Origin of the sequence: Pseudomonas psychrophila, from assembly GCF_001043005.1 — a bacterium.
GTDB lineage: Bacteria > Pseudomonadota > Gammaproteobacteria > Pseudomonadales > Pseudomonadaceae > Aquipseudomonas > Aquipseudomonas psychrophila.
Genome location: NZ_JYKZ01000001.1, coordinates 1,103,302 through 1,119,553 on the forward strand (window position 1 = coordinate 1,103,302; position 16,252 = coordinate 1,119,553).

The 16,252-nt window shown below is 54.8% G+C and carries 15 protein-coding genes; 7 read left to right on the forward strand and 8 right to left on the reverse strand.

Annotation, left to right across the window (positions count from 1 at the left end):
- Positions 1-70 precede the first annotated feature (70 nt).
- From glyA to TU76_RS05135, 5 genes are all read left to right on the forward strand, one after another.
- Positions 71-1,324 (forward strand): serine hydroxymethyltransferase, encoded by a 1,254-nt coding sequence (glyA, locus tag TU76_RS05115; protein ID WP_019824044.1) that lies wholly within the window; start codon positions 71-73, stop codon positions 1,322-1,324.
- 142 nt (positions 1,325-1,466) lie between these two features.
- Entirely contained in the window at positions 1,467-2,021 is a 555-nt protein-coding gene (locus TU76_RS05120) for a hypothetical protein (protein WP_046808598.1), read from the forward strand.
- A 372-nt stretch (positions 2,022-2,393) separates the two neighbouring features.
- Positions 2,394-3,707: a C4-dicarboxylate transporter DctA gene (locus TU76_RS05125; RefSeq protein WP_019824048.1), complete on the forward strand. Its 1,314-nt coding sequence runs from the start codon at positions 2,394-2,396 to the stop codon at positions 3,705-3,707.
- 39 nt (positions 3,708-3,746) lie between these two features.
- Positions 3,747-4,451: a FadR/GntR family transcriptional regulator gene (locus TU76_RS05130; protein WP_019824050.1), complete on the forward strand. Its 705-nt coding sequence runs from the start codon at positions 3,747-3,749 to the stop codon at positions 4,449-4,451.
- Between the two features lie 25 nt (positions 4,452-4,476).
- Positions 4,477-5,220 carry a GntR family transcriptional regulator gene (locus TU76_RS05135; RefSeq protein ID WP_019824051.1) on the forward strand — a complete coding sequence of 248 codons (744 nt, stop codon included), beginning with the start codon at positions 4,477-4,479 and terminating at the stop codon, positions 5,218-5,220.
- On the opposite strand, the gene yjiA is transcribed toward TU76_RS05135, so the two are convergent.
- The 7 genes from yjiA to katB form a co-directional block, all read right to left on the reverse strand.
- Positions 5,159-6,127, reverse strand: a complete 969-nt coding sequence (gene yjiA / locus TU76_RS05140; protein WP_019824052.1) for a GTPase — start codon at positions 6,125-6,127, stop codon at positions 5,159-5,161. The genes TU76_RS05135 and yjiA overlap by 62 nt on opposite strands.
- 144 nt (positions 6,128-6,271) lie before the next feature.
- Positions 6,272-6,469, reverse strand: coding sequence for a YbdD/YjiX family protein (locus TU76_RS05145; RefSeq protein WP_007937254.1), 198 nt, complete (start codon positions 6,467-6,469; stop codon positions 6,272-6,274).
- 15 nt (positions 6,470-6,484) lie between these two features.
- Entirely contained in the window at positions 6,485-8,551 is a 2,067-nt protein-coding gene (locus TU76_RS05150) for a carbon starvation CstA family protein (protein WP_019824056.1), read from the reverse strand.
- A gap of 121 nt (positions 8,552-8,672) precedes the next feature.
- Positions 8,673-9,869 (reverse strand): Fic family protein, encoded by a 1,197-nt coding sequence (locus TU76_RS05155; protein ID WP_231984148.1) that lies wholly within the window; start codon positions 9,867-9,869, stop codon positions 8,673-8,675.
- 129 nt (positions 9,870-9,998) lie between these two features.
- Positions 9,999-11,366, reverse strand: a complete 1,368-nt coding sequence (gene radA, locus TU76_RS05160) for a DNA repair protein RadA (protein ID WP_019824057.1) — start codon at positions 11,364-11,366, stop codon at positions 9,999-10,001.
- A 45-nt stretch (positions 11,367-11,411) separates the two neighbouring features.
- Positions 11,412-11,942: an ankyrin repeat domain-containing protein gene (locus tag TU76_RS05165; protein WP_019824059.1), complete on the reverse strand. Its 531-nt coding sequence runs from the start codon at positions 11,940-11,942 to the stop codon at positions 11,412-11,414.
- A 134-nt stretch (positions 11,943-12,076) separates the two neighbouring features.
- On the reverse strand, positions 12,077-13,618 hold the full coding sequence (gene katB, locus TU76_RS05170; protein WP_048351195.1) for a catalase KatB: 1,542 nt from the start codon (positions 13,616-13,618) through the stop codon (positions 12,077-12,079).
- A 281-nt stretch (positions 13,619-13,899) separates the two neighbouring features.
- Between katB and mscL the strand changes: the two genes are divergently transcribed.
- Positions 13,900-14,313 carry a large-conductance mechanosensitive channel protein MscL gene (gene mscL / locus TU76_RS05175; protein WP_019824063.1) on the forward strand — a complete coding sequence of 138 codons (414 nt, stop codon included), beginning with the start codon at positions 13,900-13,902 and terminating at the stop codon, positions 14,311-14,313.
- Positions 14,314-14,385: 72 nt separating this feature from the next.
- Here the strand turns inward: mscL and TU76_RS05180 are convergent, their stop codons facing one another.
- On the reverse strand, positions 14,386-15,162 hold the full coding sequence (locus TU76_RS05180) for a ferredoxin--NADP reductase (RefSeq protein WP_048351196.1): 777 nt from the start codon (positions 15,160-15,162) through the stop codon (positions 14,386-14,388).
- Positions 15,163-15,529: 367 nt separating this feature from the next.
- On the opposite strand from TU76_RS05180, the gene TU76_RS05185 reads away from it, so the two are divergent.
- Positions 15,530-16,243: an autoinducer binding domain-containing protein gene (locus tag TU76_RS05185; protein ID WP_082136500.1), complete on the forward strand. Its 714-nt coding sequence runs from the start codon at positions 15,530-15,532 to the stop codon at positions 16,241-16,243.
- Positions 16,244-16,252 lie beyond the last annotated feature (9 nt).

Sequence of the window (16,252 nt, forward strand, 5' to 3'; positions counted from 1 at the left end):
TTCATATGCCAGATAAAACCCATTGAGTTAGAATGCCCTCCTTTTCTGCCCCCGATCCTTGAGGACCGCCATGTTCAGCCGTGATTTGACACTTGCCAAGTTCGACGCCGACCTTTTTGCCGCCATGGAGCAAGAAGCTCAGCGCCAGGAAGAACATATTGAGCTGATCGCTTCGGAAAACTACACCAGCCCAGCGGTCATGGAAGCTCAAGGCTCGGTCCTGACCAACAAATACGCCGAGGGTTACCCGGGCAAGCGCTACTACGGCGGCTGCGAATACGTAGACGTGGTTGAGCAACTGGCTATCGACCGTGCAAAAGAACTGTTTGGCGCCGATTACGCCAACGTTCAGCCACACGCCGGTTCCCAGGCCAACAGCGCTGTATACCTGGCCCTGTTGTCGGCTGGCGACACCATCCTGGGCATGAGCCTGGCACACGGTGGTCACCTGACCCACGGCGCCAGCGTGTCGTCCTCGGGCAAGCTGTACAACGCCATCCAGTACGGCATCGATGCCAACGGCCTGATCGACTACGACGAAGTAGAGCGTCTGGCAGTTGAACACAAGCCAAAAATGATCGTGGCCGGTTTCTCTGCCTACTCGCAGATCCTGGACTTCCCGCGCTTCCGCGCTATCGCTGACAAGGTTGGCGCCTACCTGTTCGTAGACATGGCTCACGTAGCCGGTCTGGTCGCTGCTGGCGTTTACCCTAACCCGGTTCCGTTTGCTGACGTAGTAACCACCACGACTCACAAAACCCTGCGCGGTCCACGTGGCGGCCTGATCCTGGCCAAGGCCAACGCCGACATCGAGAAGAAGCTGAACTCCGCAGTCTTCCCGGGTTCGCAAGGCGGCCCACTGGAGCACGTCATCGCCGCCAAGGCCGTGTGCTTCAAAGAAGCTCTGCAACCAGAGTTCAAGGCTTATCAGCAACAAGTAGTCAAAAACGCCCAGGCCATGGCCTCGGTATTTATCGAGCGCGGCTTTGACGTGGTATCGGGCGGTACTGAAAACCACCTGTTCCTGCTGTCGCTGATCAAGCAGGACATCTCGGGTAAAGACGCCGACGCCGCACTGGGCAAAGCGTTCATCACCGTTAACAAAAACTCCGTACCGAACGATCCACGCTCCCCGTTCGTGACCTCGGGTCTGCGTTTCGGTACTCCAGCTGTTACCACTCGTGGCTTCAAGGTTGAAGAATGCCGTGAACTGGCCACTTGGATCTGCGACATCCTGGCTGATATCAACAACGAAGCCGTTATCGACGCCGTTCGCGAGAAAGTCAAAGCCATCTGCGCCAAGCTGCCGGTCTACGGCAACTGAGTGTAAATAGCTAAATAAAAGCCCGGCTCTTTAGCCGGGCTTTTTATTGATTCTTTTATTTTGAAATATATAGCCCACCCCTCCTGAGCATCTACATCCTAGTCTGAACTCTATGTTCCTCACCCACACTAGAGCGCAGACAATGACTCATGACACTCAACACTCTTTTATAGCAACCTTACAAATACCGAACCACAACCTGGATCTTTTGGGGATACTTTACGGCCAGCCCATAATAGTGACTGACTCGTTTGCCAGTGGGGGTTTCTTCTCTGGTCGACCTCAGACCAGGGACGACTCCGCGGCCGTCGGTATACAGCCGCATGCCATCGGCGGGGTCAAGGAGCCACTCACGCTTTACTTCCGGTACACCGGCAAAGGATATGAAATACATATCAAACACACGGGCAAGTATGATCGACACAGGCTGGCCAAACATTACAGGGACATACTCTATGCGAAAAACCCGACACTAAAAGACCCTATCACCTTCACACTGTTTGACCTACAAAACGCTCTTGTAACAGGACCCACCTTACATAAAGAACAGACCCTTATCACGCTCAAAACTCACCACAACAAATCTATAGGCATACAGAAAGTTAAAGGCTCACCCCATCATTATCTGGCCGAAGTAGCAGACCGCAATAAAACTGTATTTATGTTAAGTATTCTCGAAAGAAACGTCCCTTATTAACCGGACTCAAAACACCACTTTTCCGGTGGGAACGAGTCTGCCCGCGAATCAGGTGCCAGCGTGCCTGAAGTAAACGGTGTCGATACCCTCGCGGGCAAGCCCCCTCCCACACAACTTTGCCCGCTGAACGCCTGCCGTCGCAAAGCAACAGGTCTGTTGCGACGTTTTTTAAAACGGGCTAAAGGCTCAAGCACGTGGGGTTGCGAACAACCGGTCATACCGGAACAGCCGAGTCGTGAAAATCTGCTTGATAATCGTGAAACCCCCCACCTACACTGAGCATGAACTGGACATACCGGTAAGACCACAATAATTAAGTTCTGAAGCTGATGCCTACTGCATCGCTGTCAGGACACTACCAGGATTCCTCCAATGATCAGATGGTGCTCGCGCTCAATCTTCTTTCAAGTTGTACTCGGCCTCCTCTTGGGCGTCGTCTGTGGCTTGACCCTTCCCGAATACTCTTCCCACCTCAAACCCTTGGGCGACGGCTTTATCAAGCTGATCAAAATGCTCATCGGCCTGATTGTGTTCTGCGTCGTGGTCAGTGGCATCAGTGGCGCTGGCGACCTGAAGAAGGTGGGGCGAATCGGACTCAAGTCCGTGATCTACTTCGAAGTGCTGACCACCATTGCCTTGATCATCGGTCTTGTCTTCGCGTTCAGCACTGGAATCGGCAGCGGAGCCAATATCCATCTGGATCAACTGTCCAGCTCAAACCTGGGTGACATTGCTCAACGCAGCGAGCATATGCACACCACCGCTCAGTTCATGATGGACTTGATTCCGACCTCCGTAATTGGCGCCTTCGCCGACAACAACATCCTGCAAGTGTTGCTGTTCTCGGTACTGTTCGGCAGCGCATTGAATTTGGTCGGCGAAGCAGCGTCTGGAATTTCTCGGCTGATTAACGAACTGAGCCATGTGATTTTCCGCATTATGGGCATGATTGTGCGCCTGGCTCCGATCGGAGTATTTGGCGCCATCGCCTTTACCACCAGCACCTATGGCCTGGACTCACTGCAACACTTGGGCAGCCTGGTCGGCTTGTTTTACCTGACGTGTGCCGCCTTTGTTTCAGTGATTCTAGGTGTGGTAATGCGCGCATCGGGCCTGCGTCTCTGGCCATTGATCAAGTACTTGCGTGAGGAACTTACCATCGTGCTGGGTACGGCATCATCCGACGCCGTTTTGCCACAAATCATGCGCAAGCTGGAGCATTTGGGCATAGGCAGCTCCACGGTGGGCCTGGTAATTCCAACCGGGTACTCCTTCAATCTCGATGGATTCTCGATTTACCTGACACTGGCCATAGTCTTTATTGCCAATGCCACAGGTACGCCACTGGCCATGACAGATTTGCTGACGATCTTGTTGGTGTCACTGATAACGTCCAAAGGCGCACACGGCATTCCCGGCTCAGCCTTGGTTATCCTCGCCGCAACCCTCACCGCTATCCCGGCCATTCCAGTGGTGGGCTTGGTACTCGTGCTGGCAGTGGACTGGTTTATGGGCATCGGTCGAGCGTTAACTAACCTGATCGGTAACTGCGTAGCTACCGTAGCGATCGCTCGCTGGGAAAAAGACATCGACGTACAGCGCGCCAACAAAGTGCTGTCCGGACAGCCGGGATATACCTTCCAGCCTTTAAAGCCGATGGTCGCCGTTGGGCCGCAGGAATTCTAGACCTGGTTTTTAACTTTTTTGATGTTCATGGAGCTAACAGTGATCACCTCGTCAACCGTTGTAAATTCAGTGGTAGAAAAACTCAGAACGGCCTTGGCACGAGGTGAGTGGCGCTCCGGGGAAATGCTACCGGGGCAACGAGAGTTGGCTGAAAAGCTGGGCATCAGCCGCCCCAGCTTGCGTGAAGCAATCATTGTTCTGGAAACGTTGGGGCTAGTACGCACGATGCCCAGCAAGGGCGTCGTGGTGCTGCAAGCAAATCCCAGCAGCACTCAAAGCCAAGAGCATGCGGTTGCCGACGCAAGCCTGGAAGATATCTTGCAACTGCGCTACACCCTTGAGCCATTTATCGTGGGGCTTGTAGCACAGTCGATTAGCAGCAAGGAGGTGGGGCAGTTGCGTCTGACGCTCATGGACATGCGCGAAGCGCTGGAAGCAAACGACAGCGAGGCTGGAGTCAACGCCTATATCGCGTTTCACGAAGAACTGTTCAACCTGACCTCTAACCCGATTTTCCAAAGCGTGGTGCAACAAACCAGCAATGCCCTCAAACAAAGTGCGCAAGTGCTACGCAATTCACCCGAGCATTTGGCAGAACGGCTTGAGGAAAACGAGGCGGTCGTACGCGCCATTCGTGCGAAAAACAGTGCGCTGGCTAGCGCCGAGATGCGTCGCCATATCCTGCGCGAAGGTCGACGCAGTGGAATAGAGCTCAATATTCCTGACGACAAACTTGGCGGTTGAGCGCGTATCAAACCGGAGACATATCATGAGTTCTTTCGCTTTGCTGCAACCTTGCACATCATCACTGCGCTCCCGGCCTCAAACCGGGATACATCAGCATGACGATGTTTACACACGCTTGCTGGATGCCATTGTTGAACAACGCATCCTCCCCGACAGTCGTTTGAGTGAGGACGCTTTGGCACAAAAGTATGGCGCCAGTCGATCACACGTTCGCGAGGCGCTGTCACGGCTGTCTTATCAGCAGCTCGTGACCGTGCACCCCAATGCTCGCGCGAGAGTTGCAGCCCCCACCAACGAACAAATCCGCCAAGCTCTGCATGCCCGTCGACTGACTGAAATGGCCTTGATCCCCATGGCCTGCAAACAACCTGAAAAGGATGACTTGCGCCAATTACACCAACTGCTTGAGAGCCAACGCCAATCACAGGCCGAAAACCGGCATGGCGCCGCAATACGCTTGGCAGCGGCGTTTCATCAGCACTTGGCAAAGATGGCCGGGAATGCGCCATTGGCGTATTTCCTCGGCAATCTTGTACCACTGACGTCACTGGCTATTGCACGCAATGACATCAACTCAATCGGTGCATGGCAACATCAAGCTGCAATTGCCAAGGCTGTAGAGAATCAAGACGAAACCACAGCCATAAGGCTAGTGAGCCTCTATCTGGATGACATACTTCTGCGGTGCACACCTGCTCCACAGATTAAAGCGTCAACCGCGCAAACCCCTCGCGGATCTTGGCTTCAGGCAAGTCATCGGCAATAAACACCATCACGCTTTCACGCGCCTCACCCTCAGCCCATTCAGTGTCCCAATCGAAACCATAGAGTTTCAGCACGCCCTGAAACACCAACCGTCGATCTTCGCCGGCGATGCTCAAAACGCCTTTGTAGCGCAACAATTGCTTGCCGTGATCTTCCAGCAGTTCGTTCATGAACGCGCTGAGGCTGTCGATATCCAGTGGTGTTTCGGTACGCAGCACCAGGCTGGAGATGCGGTCGATGGATGATGCAGGCGGCACTGGACGCAGGCTCAAGCCCCCCCCCAGGTCTGCGTTCAGGTTGAACCCGCGCACATCCAGCAACTCGGCCAGATCGATCTTGCCGTGCTCAACCACGCGAATCGGCGCCCGACGGTTGATACGGGTCAAACGCTCGCTCAAGGCATCAAAGGTGGCGTCATCCACCAGATCACGCTTGCTCACCAACAGGCGGTCAGCAAAACCGATTTGCGCCTGGGCGATGGTTTGGCTCAGGTGTACATCGGCGTGCGCGGCGTCCACCAAGGTGATGATGCCGTCCAACAAATAACGCTCGCGCAGTTCTTCGTCGATAAAAAAGGTTTGCGCCACCGGTGCCGGATCGGCCAGACCGGTGCATTCGATCACCAGGCGATCGAAGGCAATTTCGCCACTGTCCAGACGCTCAAGTAGCAAGTACAGGGCTTTGGTCAGATCGGTGTGGATGGTGCAACACACGCAGCCATTGGCCAGTGTCATGACTTGCACAGGCTCATCACCCAACAATTGAGTATCGATCCCGGCATCGCTGAATTCGTTCTCGATCACGGCGATTTTCAGACCGTGTTCGGCCTTGAGCAGGTAGCGCAACAAGGTGGTTTTACCGGCACCCAAAAAGCCGCTGAGGATGGTGACGGGGATTGGAGAGGACATGCACATTCTCCTGAAAAAACGCGAAAAAAAATGTGGGAGCGGGCTTGTTCGCAATTCAAGCAACGCGGTGTCACTGATACACCGCGGCGCATTCATCGCGAGCAAGCCCGCTCCCACAGTCAGATGCGACTTAGCCCTTACGGGTTAGCAGCACTTGGGCCCACCCTTGCCGCCGTAACGGGCTTCCTGACGTTCGCGAAAGAACGCCTCGTAGCTCATGACCGGCTTGTCCGGGTGCTTGGTTTGCATATGCTCGACGTAGTTGTCGTAGTCGGGCATGCCGACCATCAGGCGTGCGGCCTGACCGAGGTATTTACCGAGGCGACTCAGGTCATTGAACATGGTTGCAACCCTCTGTTATGCATCCGGCATGGCTTGGTACGGCGACTCTTTATCCGTACGTACTTTGCTGCCCCATGCAGCCACGCCCACTTTGATCGCAAAGAACAGAATGCTGAACACCACGAACAGGAACAGCACGGTCAGACCGGCGTTGGTGTACGCGTTGATGATCACGTGTTGCATCTGGTCGATGTTTTTCGCCGGGGCAATCACTTGGCCCGCCTCAAGCGCAGTGCTGTACTTGTTGGCCAGGGCCAGGAAGCCGACCGCAGGGTTGGCGTCGAACAGCTTGATGAAACCTGCAACGGTGGTGCAGATCAGCAACCAGATGGCTGGCAGCATGGTTACCCAAATGTAGCGTTGGCGCTTCATTTTGATCAGCACAACGGTTGCCAACATCAGCGCGATACCCGCCAGCATCTGGTTAGAGATACCGAACAGCGGCCACAGGGTGTTGATGCCGCCCAATGGATCGATCACGCCCTGATACAGCAGGTAACCCCACATCGCCACACATAGGCCTGTTGCCAGCATGTTGGCGCCCCAGGACTCGGTGCGCTTGAGTGCAGGCACAAAGCTGCCGAGCAAGTCTTGCAGCATAAAGCGACCGGCACGAGTACCGGCATCAACCGCCGTCAAGATAAACAGGGCTTCAAACAAAATGGCGAAGTGATACCAGAACGCCATTGTGTTTTCGCCCGGCAACACGTTGTGCAGGATCTGAGCGATACCCACAGCCAGGGTCGGCGCACCGCCGGCACGGGCCAGAACGGTGGTTTCACCAATGTCCTTGGCCAGCGCAGTCAGTGCATCCGGGGTAATTGCAAAACCCCAGCTGCTGACGGTTTGCGCAACAGTCACCACATCACCGCCGACGATGGCCGCCGGGCTGTTCATGGCGAAGTACACGCCAGGCTCGATGACCGAAGCGGCAACCATTGCCATGATGGCCACAAAGGACTCCATCAGCATCGCGCCGTAGCCGATGTAACGGGAGTTGCATTCGTTATCCAGCAACTTGGGGGTAGTACCCGACGAAATCAGTGCGTGGAAACCCGATACCGCACCGCAGGCAATAGTGATGAACAGGAACGGGAACAGCCCGCCTTTCCAGACCGGGCCAGTGCCGTCGGTGAACTGGGTCAGCGCGGGCATTTTCAGCTCTGGCATGGTGACCAGAATACCGATGGCCAGCGCCACGATGGTGCCGATTTTAAGGAAGGTCGACAGGTAGTCACGCGGTGCCAGAACCAGCCACACCGGCAATACTGCCGCGACAAAGCCATAACCGATCAGCATCCAGGTGATCTGCGTACCGGTGAAGGTGAACACAGGAGCCCACTCCGGGCTGGCTGCAATCTGGCCCCCCAGCCAGATGGAGCCGAGCAACAGCAGCACACCGACAATGGAGATTTCACCGATGCGTCCCGGACGGATGTAGCGCATGTAAATGCCCATGAACATCGCAATCGGGATGGTCGCCATCACCGTGAACATGCCCCACGGGCTTTCGGCCAGGGCCTTGACCACGATCAGCGCCAGCACCGCAAGGATGATGATCATGATCAGGAAGCAGCCAAAGAGCGCAATGGTGCCCGGGATCTTGCCCATTTCCTCACGCACCATGTCGCCCAAGGAGCGACCGTTGCGGCGGGTGGACATGAACAGGACCATGAAGTCTTGCACCGCACCGGCCAGCACAACACCGGCAATCAGCCAGAGCGTACCCGGCAGGTAACCCATTTGTGCAGCCAATACAGGGCCCACCAACGGTCCGGCGCCAGCGATGGCTGCAAAGTGGTGACCAAAGAGAATGTGTTTGTTGGTCGGCACATAGTCCAGACCATCGTTGTTGAGCACCGCAGGGGTAGCGCGACTGGGGTCGAGCTGCATCACCTTGGTGGCGATGAATAAACTGTAATAACGGTAAGCAACCAGATAAATGGCAACCGCTGCCACTACGATCCACAAGGCGTTGATCGCCTCGCCCCGGCGTAACGCTACGACGCCAAGGGCGAAGGCTCCTACAATTGCCAGCAGCAGCCACGGAATGTGGCGTAGCAGGCTATTTTTATTATTCATTTTTAAATTCCGGCCAGTTGGACAAGAAAGACTGCTTCCGGAGTTTAGCGCTCTTGGCTCTAAAGGCCAGCCCCTAACGTTGGTCTAGAGCCTTCTTTTGTGGATTTGTCTTGCCTGACGCTCAGATAAACCGCTTATGCAAATCAGGGAATACAAGTTGCGCAAACCACACCGGAAAACCCGGATGGATAAGCCGTGACTTTGGTGAGGGGCTGTCTACCACACCCAAGTGCACCAACAGTTTCAACTGGTTGATTGCCGTTCTTTCGCCCAAGCCCATATATACCTTGAAGTCGTTACGCAGCACGGCGCCCTGAGTAATCAGGATATGCAGTGCGCGGGCGGTTTCTGGCTTGATGCCCGCAGCGATAAAACGTTCATCGAAGACCACGGCACGCTCAAGACGAGAACGCAGAGCATCACGATCCAGTGCGTCCAACATATAGGTCATTTGATCGATGCAGGTATGCAACATAAAGCGCACAAATGCTTGCAATGCCTTCAAGGACAATTGCCCACGGCCGTCCAGATCGCCCTGACGATGTTGATCCGCCAGGGCCAAATGCTGGTAATAGGCCTCATGATTACGGGCCAACCCTCTGGATAAAGACCATAACGGTGACGCGAGACCCAGCTTCAATAACTGCAGATGAGTGATCATCCTCACCACCCGACCATTGCCATCTGGAAAAGGGTGAACCCAAGCCAAACGATGGTGATAGCCCAGCGCTGCTATCAAGCGATAACGCGGATCTGCAATCCGTCCATAAACGACTTGCATCCGCTCAAGCATGGGACGTACAGCTTGATAAGCAGGCGCATCGTGCTGGCCGACCGAGACGTTGAGTTGGGCAATATCTCTGAGCTGTCCGGGCACCATGGGTGTATCCAGACCCTGGATCTGAAGTTCTTGCTCACTCGCATCACGAAAAAGTCCGCGATGAACAAGGGAAACAAAACTCACCGAAAACAGACTCCGCCAGTCTGGACCACCGTCCCTGTCAATGATTCGCTCAAGTGCTCGCTGAACATGTACATGGGAAGTTGCGATTTCAGTCAACTGCTTGGCTGAGCGCTTGATACGAGCTTTTTGCTCAATCACCTTGGGTGAGGTGTACTGCCCTTCGATAAGGTTCGAATAAAAGCTGTTGGTCAGCTGTAACAGTTGACCAATACGTTCCGCGGTCTCGTCGGGGTAAAGACCTTCAAGGCGGCCTTTTAATGTCAGCATCTGATCCGCCATCTCGACCATATCAGCCGGAATCGGGTCCAATAGCAGAGGTTCAAGCCAGCTAACGGTGTCGTAAAGCTCAGTCATGGCGAACTCTTTTGCAGATTTATTAGCACATCGTATTTATAGACCAAAGCCTATAAATACTGGCCAAAACTGACATTAACAGACAACTAAAAACTTGACTATTGCAGATTTTTTTACAGATTTGAAACCCTACTCAAACAGCGCATCCAGCGCTTGCTCCAGACGGGTCACTCCGATGACTTTCAAGCCCGGCGGAGACTCTTTTGGAGCGTTGCCCTTGGGCACGATGGCGCGTTTGAAGCCGTGCTTGGCGGCTTCTTTTAGGCGCTCCTGGCCACTTGGCACCGGACGCACCTCACCCGACAGACCCACTTCTCCGAATACCAGCAGGTCGTGGGGCAGCGGACGATTGCGCAAACTCGACATCACGGCCGCCATCAGCGCCAGGTCCGACGCTGTTTCCAACACCTTGACCCCGCCCACCACGTTAAGGAATACATCCTGATCATGAGTAGGAATACCACCATGACGATGCAAGACGGCCAGCAGCATGGCCAGACGATTCTGATCCAGGCCGAGGGTCACACGGCGCGGGTTGGACATATGGCTGTCGTCCACCAGCGCCTGCACTTCCACCAGCATCGGGCGAGTGCCTTCCCAGGTGGCCATGACGACGCTACCCGGCACTTCTTCTTGGGCACGGGTCAGGAAAATAGCTGACGGGTTGGAGACTTCTTTCAGGCCTTTATCAGTCATGCCGAACACACCCAGTTCGTTGACTGCGCCAAACCGGTTTTTCACTGCGCGCAACAGACGCAAGCGCCCGTCAGACTCGCCTTCGAAATACAGCACGGTGTCGACCATATGCTCCAGCACGCGCGGCCCGGCCAGCGCGCCCTCTTTGGTCACGTGGCCCACCAGAAAAATCGCCGTACCGCTCGATTTGGCATAGCGCACCAGTAACGCCGCACTTTCTCGCACTTGGGACACGCCACCCGGTGCCGACTGCAGTTGCTCGGTGAAGATGGTCTGGATCGAGTCGATCACCATGACCTTGGGCTTTTCAAGCTTGGCGGTGGCGATGATGTTTTCGATACAGGTTTCGGTCATCACCTTGAGCTGATCCTGCGGCAGCCCCAGGCGGCGGGCGCGCATGGCCACTTGCTGCTGAGACTCTTCGCCGGTGACATACAGCGCAGGCATGCGCGTCGCCATCTGACACAAGGTTTGCAGCAAGATCGTGGATTTACCGATACCCGGGTCACCGCCGATCAACACCACCGAGCCATCGACCAGGCCGCCACCGAGCACCCGATCCAGCTCGCCGGACGCGGTGGAGAAGCGCGGGATTTCTGCAATGCTGACTTCGGCCAGGGTTTTGATCTGGGCTTGTTGCCCGGTCCAGCCGGTACGGCCACTGGGCGGCGCTGCGGCCCCGCTTTCTACGATGGTTTCGACCAGGGTGTTCCAGACGCCGCACTCGCCGCACTGCCCTGCCCACTTGGGAAAGGTTGCGCCGCACTCGGTGCAGCCGTAAATGCGCTTGGGCTTGGCCATCTGAACTCCACGGAAAAACCGCGATGATAGCCCACTGAGCTTTGATCAGCGCGAAACAGGCATACGGATTTCGCCATTGGCCAGCCGAGCGGCAGTATTGCCCAGTGCATCTTCAGCATTCAGGTTGGCACCTTGGCGAGACAAGTCATTGAGCAGCTCAACCCGCTTGAACAATCCGGCATACATGGCAGCAGTCTGCCCTGCGCCATTGCGTTGATCAGGATTGCAGTCCGTCAACATCAAGCGCCGGGCGATGTTGAGCTCGCCTTTGAAAATCGCGCCCATAAGGGCTGTATTACCGCGTTTGTCTTGCACACAGGCATTGGCGCCTGCTGTGAGTAAACGCTCAACCGCCTCCGGCTGGCCGTTATAGGCCGCGAGAATCAGCGCGGTATAACCCTTGCTGTCCTGAGTATCCAGCGCATAACCGGACTCGATAAAAGTATCGAGTATCGCCACATCGCCACGCCGGGCCGCGTCGAAATAGTAGCCCTGAAGCTGCTCCCGAACGTCGGACTCACCGGCCAACGCCTGCCCGCTGACCAGAAGCAGGATCCAAGAAACAAAAAAACGCATGGTGCACGACTCCTCAATACCCACAGGCCTGTGTGGGAGTTGGCTGGCTTGCGATGCGAACGACGCGGCATGACGGGCAAACGGCGGCGAGACCATCGCGGGCAAGCCCGCTCACACAAAAGCGGGCGTGGGGGTTAATCCACCAATGTGGCAGCCAGTGACTTGACCCGGTTCAGGTCGCCCTTGGCTACCTTGGTGACGCCAGTGCCGTACTCGGGATCAGCTTTGTAGAGGAACGACAAGATGATGTGCTTGCTTACATCGTCTGTTGTCGCGAGTGATCCGCCGAAGTTTTCAATCAGGTCCTGACGCTCTTTCTTGCTAAATGAACGGTAAAGATCGCCTGCCTGTTTGAAGTTTTGCTCACGCTGAATTTTCGCCTGCTGTGTACTGCCCGACAGCGGCATTTCGCTGTAACGCGCCGCTTGCGGCTCTTCACGCGGTTCCAGACGACTCGGCTGGTAGTTCACGCCACTGCTGGTATGGCCGATATTCATCGCACCGTCCTGATTACCATTGTTCACCGCAACCCGCGGCGCGTTGATTGGCAGTTGCAGGGCATTGGCTCCCAGGCGATACATCTGGGTATCGGCGTACGAGAACACCCGGCCTTGCAGCAAACGATCCTCTGATGGCTCGATGCCTGGTACCAGGTTGGCCGGGGCCATGGCCACCTGCTCGGTTTCCTGGAACACATTGGCCGGATTACGGTTCAGGACCATCTGCCCGACTTTGCGCTCAGGCACGCCCGGCCAGATTTTGGTCGCATCCAATGGATCAAAATCGAACGACTTCAAGTCTTCAGGCTTGAGGACCTGTACGTACAAATCCCACTTGGGGAAGTCACCCTTGTTGATGTGAGTCACCAGATCGTTGGTCATGTGACTGTAATCCTGGCCCTGAACCTGTGTGACTTGTTTCGGGTCAAGATTGTGCAAACCCTGAAGGCTCTTCCAGTGGAACTTCACATAACGTACGTCACCGTTGGCGTTGACCAGTTTGTAAGCGTGCACACCATTACCGTCCATTTCGCGGTAACTGGCCGGGGTGCCCGAGTTGGAGTACAGCTCGGTCAAGGTGCGTGTGGCTTCCGGGACGTGGGAGAAAAAGTCAAAACGGCGCGAGTCGTCATCAAGGTTCGTACGCGGGTCCGGCTTGAAGGCGTGAACCATGTCCGGGAACTTGATCGCATCACGAATAAAGAAGGTTGGGAAATTGTTGCCTACCAGGTCCCAGTTACCGTCAGCGGTATAGAACTTGGTGGCAAAGCCACGCGGGTCGCGCAAGGTTTCGGGGGAATGGTTGCCATGCACTACCGCAGAGAAACGCACAAACACCGGAGTGGTTTCGCCAGCGGCAAACACTCGGGCTTTAGTCAGGTCGCTCAGGTCATTGGTGACGGTAAATGTACCGTGCGCGCCCGTACCACGAGCATGAACCACACGTTCCGGAATACGTTCGCGGTCAAAACGCTGAAGCTTCTGCAACAACTGCACATCTTGCAGTAACACCGGGCCACTGGCCCCTGCGGTTTGAGAGTTCTGGTTATCACCGACAGCAGCACCGTTATCACGGGTCAGGGTTGAGGCGTGAACCGAAACCGATAGCAGGCTGGCACTTAAAACACATAGCAGTCGGCGCTGCGAAAGCGCTCCGAAACCTAAGGGAGTGGTCATGGGTGAGTCCTCTGATGATGGTTTGCGCAACTGCGCGCTGACCAAAGGCTAGAGGCCTGCGGGGTAAATCCTAAATAGAAAGGTCTCAAACAGTCCATTGAGAAAAAGGTCTGGCACTGGGGTAATCAATCGCGTATTGAGCGCGACTTGCAGGCCTGCTGAAACCTTAGGGTGTTAGAACGGGTCGATTATTGCGCCACAAGCAAGCAGCGGCGCAGGCATGATCTTCCATGCTGAATTACACTGCATCTACCAACTTCATCTGTAACAAGGAATTACCTATGAGCGTGATAAGTGAGTTCAAGGCCTTCGCGGTCAAAGGGAACGTGGTCGATATGGCCGTCGGTATCATCATCGGCGCGGCATTTGGCAAAATCGTTTCGTCCTTCGTGGGTGACGTGGTCATGCCACCGCTGGGGTTGTTGATTGGCGGCGTGGACTTCAGTGACCTGGCCATTACGCTTAAAGCTGCCGTTGGCGATGCGCCAGCGGTGGTCGTGGCATACGGTAAATTCATCCAGAGCGTGATCGACTTTATCATCGTAGCGTTTGCCATTTTTATGGGTGTAAAGGCAATCAACCGTCTGAAGCGTGAAGAGGCAGTCGCTCCAAGTGCCCCGCCTATTCCGTCCAAAGAAGAGGAACTGCTGGGCGAAATTCGCGACCTGCTTAAAGTTCAAAATAACCGACCTTAACTGTCCATAATAAACAACGGCGCCTATGGGGGCCGTTGTTTATTTAATGCTGCATGACATATAAAACGCGCACTACCAATAGTTCTCAACAGCAACTTGCCCAGGCCTGCGACTCAGGCTCAATTGCATGTCGCGGGCCTTCAACAACTTGCGCGTGTCATCAATCATTTGCGGGTTGCCACATAACATGACTCGCGAGTGCTCGCGGGTCAGTTCAACACCAACAGCCTGCTCAAGTTCCCCATTTTCGATCAGCGTAGTCATACGCCCGTTCAATGCACCGGGCACATGGTCACGGGTGACGATCGGAACATAGACAAGTTTGTGTGCATATTCGGCAAGGTAATCACGTGAACTTAAGCCGGCGATCAGGTCCTGATAAGCCAGCTCGCGAGCTTCGCGGGCACTGTAAACCAGCACGATGCGCTCGAATTTTTCCCACACTTCAAAATCCTGGAGGATGGACAGGAACGGTGCAATGCCCGTACCCGTTGCCAGCAACCAGAGGTCACGCCCGTCAACAAAACGGTCCAGGGTCAAAAAACCAAAGGCCTGACGCTCCACCAACAGGGTGTCGCCGACCTCAAGACGACTGAGCTCGCTGGTGAATTCCCCCCCTGGCACGACAATCGAAAAGAACTCCAAAAACTCGTCATGGGGTGAAGAGACCATGGAGTAGGCGCGCCAAACCGTGCTGCCATCAGCCTTGGTCACGCCAAGCCTGGCAAACTGGCCTGCGGTAAAGCGAAAGCCCGGGTCGCGCGTGGTACGCAATGTGAACAGTCCGGGGGTCAGCGGTCTGACATCGAGAAGCGTCTGCTGGGTAAATTTTTCTGCGCTGGCAGTCATGGGGCACTCCATTGGCGAATGCCTCTAGTGTCGCCCAAAGACGCCAAGAGAAACACCTATGGTTGGTGATGGCTTTAAGACAGCCTCCAAGCCCAAACCCTATGCCGCAGGCAAGATGAGTGTTAATTAACCCGCACACTCCTGGGATCCAATCTATTTAAAACAGCACGACAGCTATATATACAAACCCAAAAAAGCATAAATAAACACGCTGCTTAAATGACCACCTGCATATATAAACACTCAACTCGTGCGTCTTACATTTATATTTTTTAATACACAGCAATATCTTAAACAACATCTAAAATAATCTTAATAGCACCTCACACGCTACTACCTACTGACTGTCGGGCCGCCGGAGCGCCTTATGACCGCACATCATTCAATCAGCAAAAACCAATACCTCTCTTGCATAAGTGAGGCCGACCTTTGCTCTGACACACTCAAACGAATTGAAGAGTACGGTTTTGATTACTTTTTCTTTCGCATGATTCCGCGGCATGGAAACATAACAACGAGTAGTAAGGTAATAACCAACTATCCAAATGATTATGTCGAACGGTATGAAAAAGGCCCCCTATCTCACAAAAACCCGCTCATGACTCACTGCCAGCTTTCGATCATGCCCATTATTTGGAGCTCCGATATTTTTCGTGATGCCCCCGACCAATGGAAAGCCACACAAGTCTGCGGGCTGGCATATGGCTGGACGCAATCGGTGCACGACCCCAATGGCGTAGTGAGTATGTTGAGCCTTGCCAGAAAAGACCCACCGGTGTCGCAAGACGAATTTTCAGGCAAGGCTGCCAATGTGCTTTGGCTGTGCAACCAGTTACACAGCGCCATGCTCGAACGCTGTCACCTGCGCCACAGACTGGCGATCAACATCATCCGTTTGTCCGAACGGGAAATAGAAGTCCTGAAGTGGACCGCCGAAGGCAAAATTGCTTCCGACATTGCCATGATTCTGAGCCTCAGCACCCGTACCGTGAACTTTCACATAAGCGGCGCAATGAAAAAACTGGGGGCCAGCAACAAGACTTCGGCCGTGGTCATGGCTGCCAGATTTGGCCTGCTTTAAACACGCTCT

Bases quoted from the DNA above. Each gene is read 5' to 3' on its own strand.
- glyA (WP_019824044.1), top strand. From the start codon at position 71: ATGTTCAGCCGTGATTTGACACTTGCCAAGTTCGACGCCGACCTTTTT.
- TU76_RS05120 (WP_046808598.1), top strand. From the start codon at position 1,467: ATGACTCATGACACTCAACACTCTTTTATAGCAACCTTACAAATACCG.
- TU76_RS05125 (WP_019824048.1), top strand. From the start codon at position 2,394: ATGATCAGATGGTGCTCGCGCTCAATCTTCTTTCAAGTTGTACTCGGC.
- TU76_RS05135 (WP_019824051.1), top strand. From the start codon at position 4,477: ATGAGTTCTTTCGCTTTGCTGCAACCTTGCACATCATCACTGCGCTCC.
- yjiA (WP_019824052.1), bottom strand. From the start codon at position 6,127: ATGTCCTCTCCAATCCCCGTCACCATCCTCAGCGGCTTTTTGGGTGCC.
- TU76_RS05145 (WP_007937254.1), bottom strand. From the start codon at position 6,469: ATGTTCAATGACCTGAGTCGCCTCGGTAAATACCTCGGTCAGGCCGCA.
- TU76_RS05150 (WP_019824056.1), bottom strand. From the start codon at position 8,551: ATGAATAATAAAAATAGCCTGCTACGCCACATTCCGTGGCTGCTGCTG.
- TU76_RS05155 (WP_231984148.1), bottom strand. From the start codon at position 9,869: ATGACTGAGCTTTACGACACCGTTAGCTGGCTTGAACCTCTGCTATTG.
- radA (WP_019824057.1), bottom strand. From the start codon at position 11,366: ATGGCCAAGCCCAAGCGCATTTACGGCTGCACCGAGTGCGGCGCAACC.
- TU76_RS05165 (WP_019824059.1), bottom strand. From the start codon at position 11,942: ATGCGTTTTTTTGTTTCTTGGATCCTGCTTCTGGTCAGCGGGCAGGCG.
- katB (WP_048351195.1), bottom strand. From the start codon at position 13,618: ATGACCACTCCCTTAGGTTTCGGAGCGCTTTCGCAGCGCCGACTGCTA.
- mscL (WP_019824063.1), top strand. From the start codon at position 13,900: ATGAGCGTGATAAGTGAGTTCAAGGCCTTCGCGGTCAAAGGGAACGTG.
- TU76_RS05180 (WP_048351196.1), bottom strand. From the start codon at position 15,162: ATGACTGCCAGCGCAGAAAAATTTACCCAGCAGACGCTTCTCGATGTC.
- TU76_RS05185 (WP_082136500.1), top strand. From the start codon at position 15,530: ATGACCGCACATCATTCAATCAGCAAAAACCAATACCTCTCTTGCATA.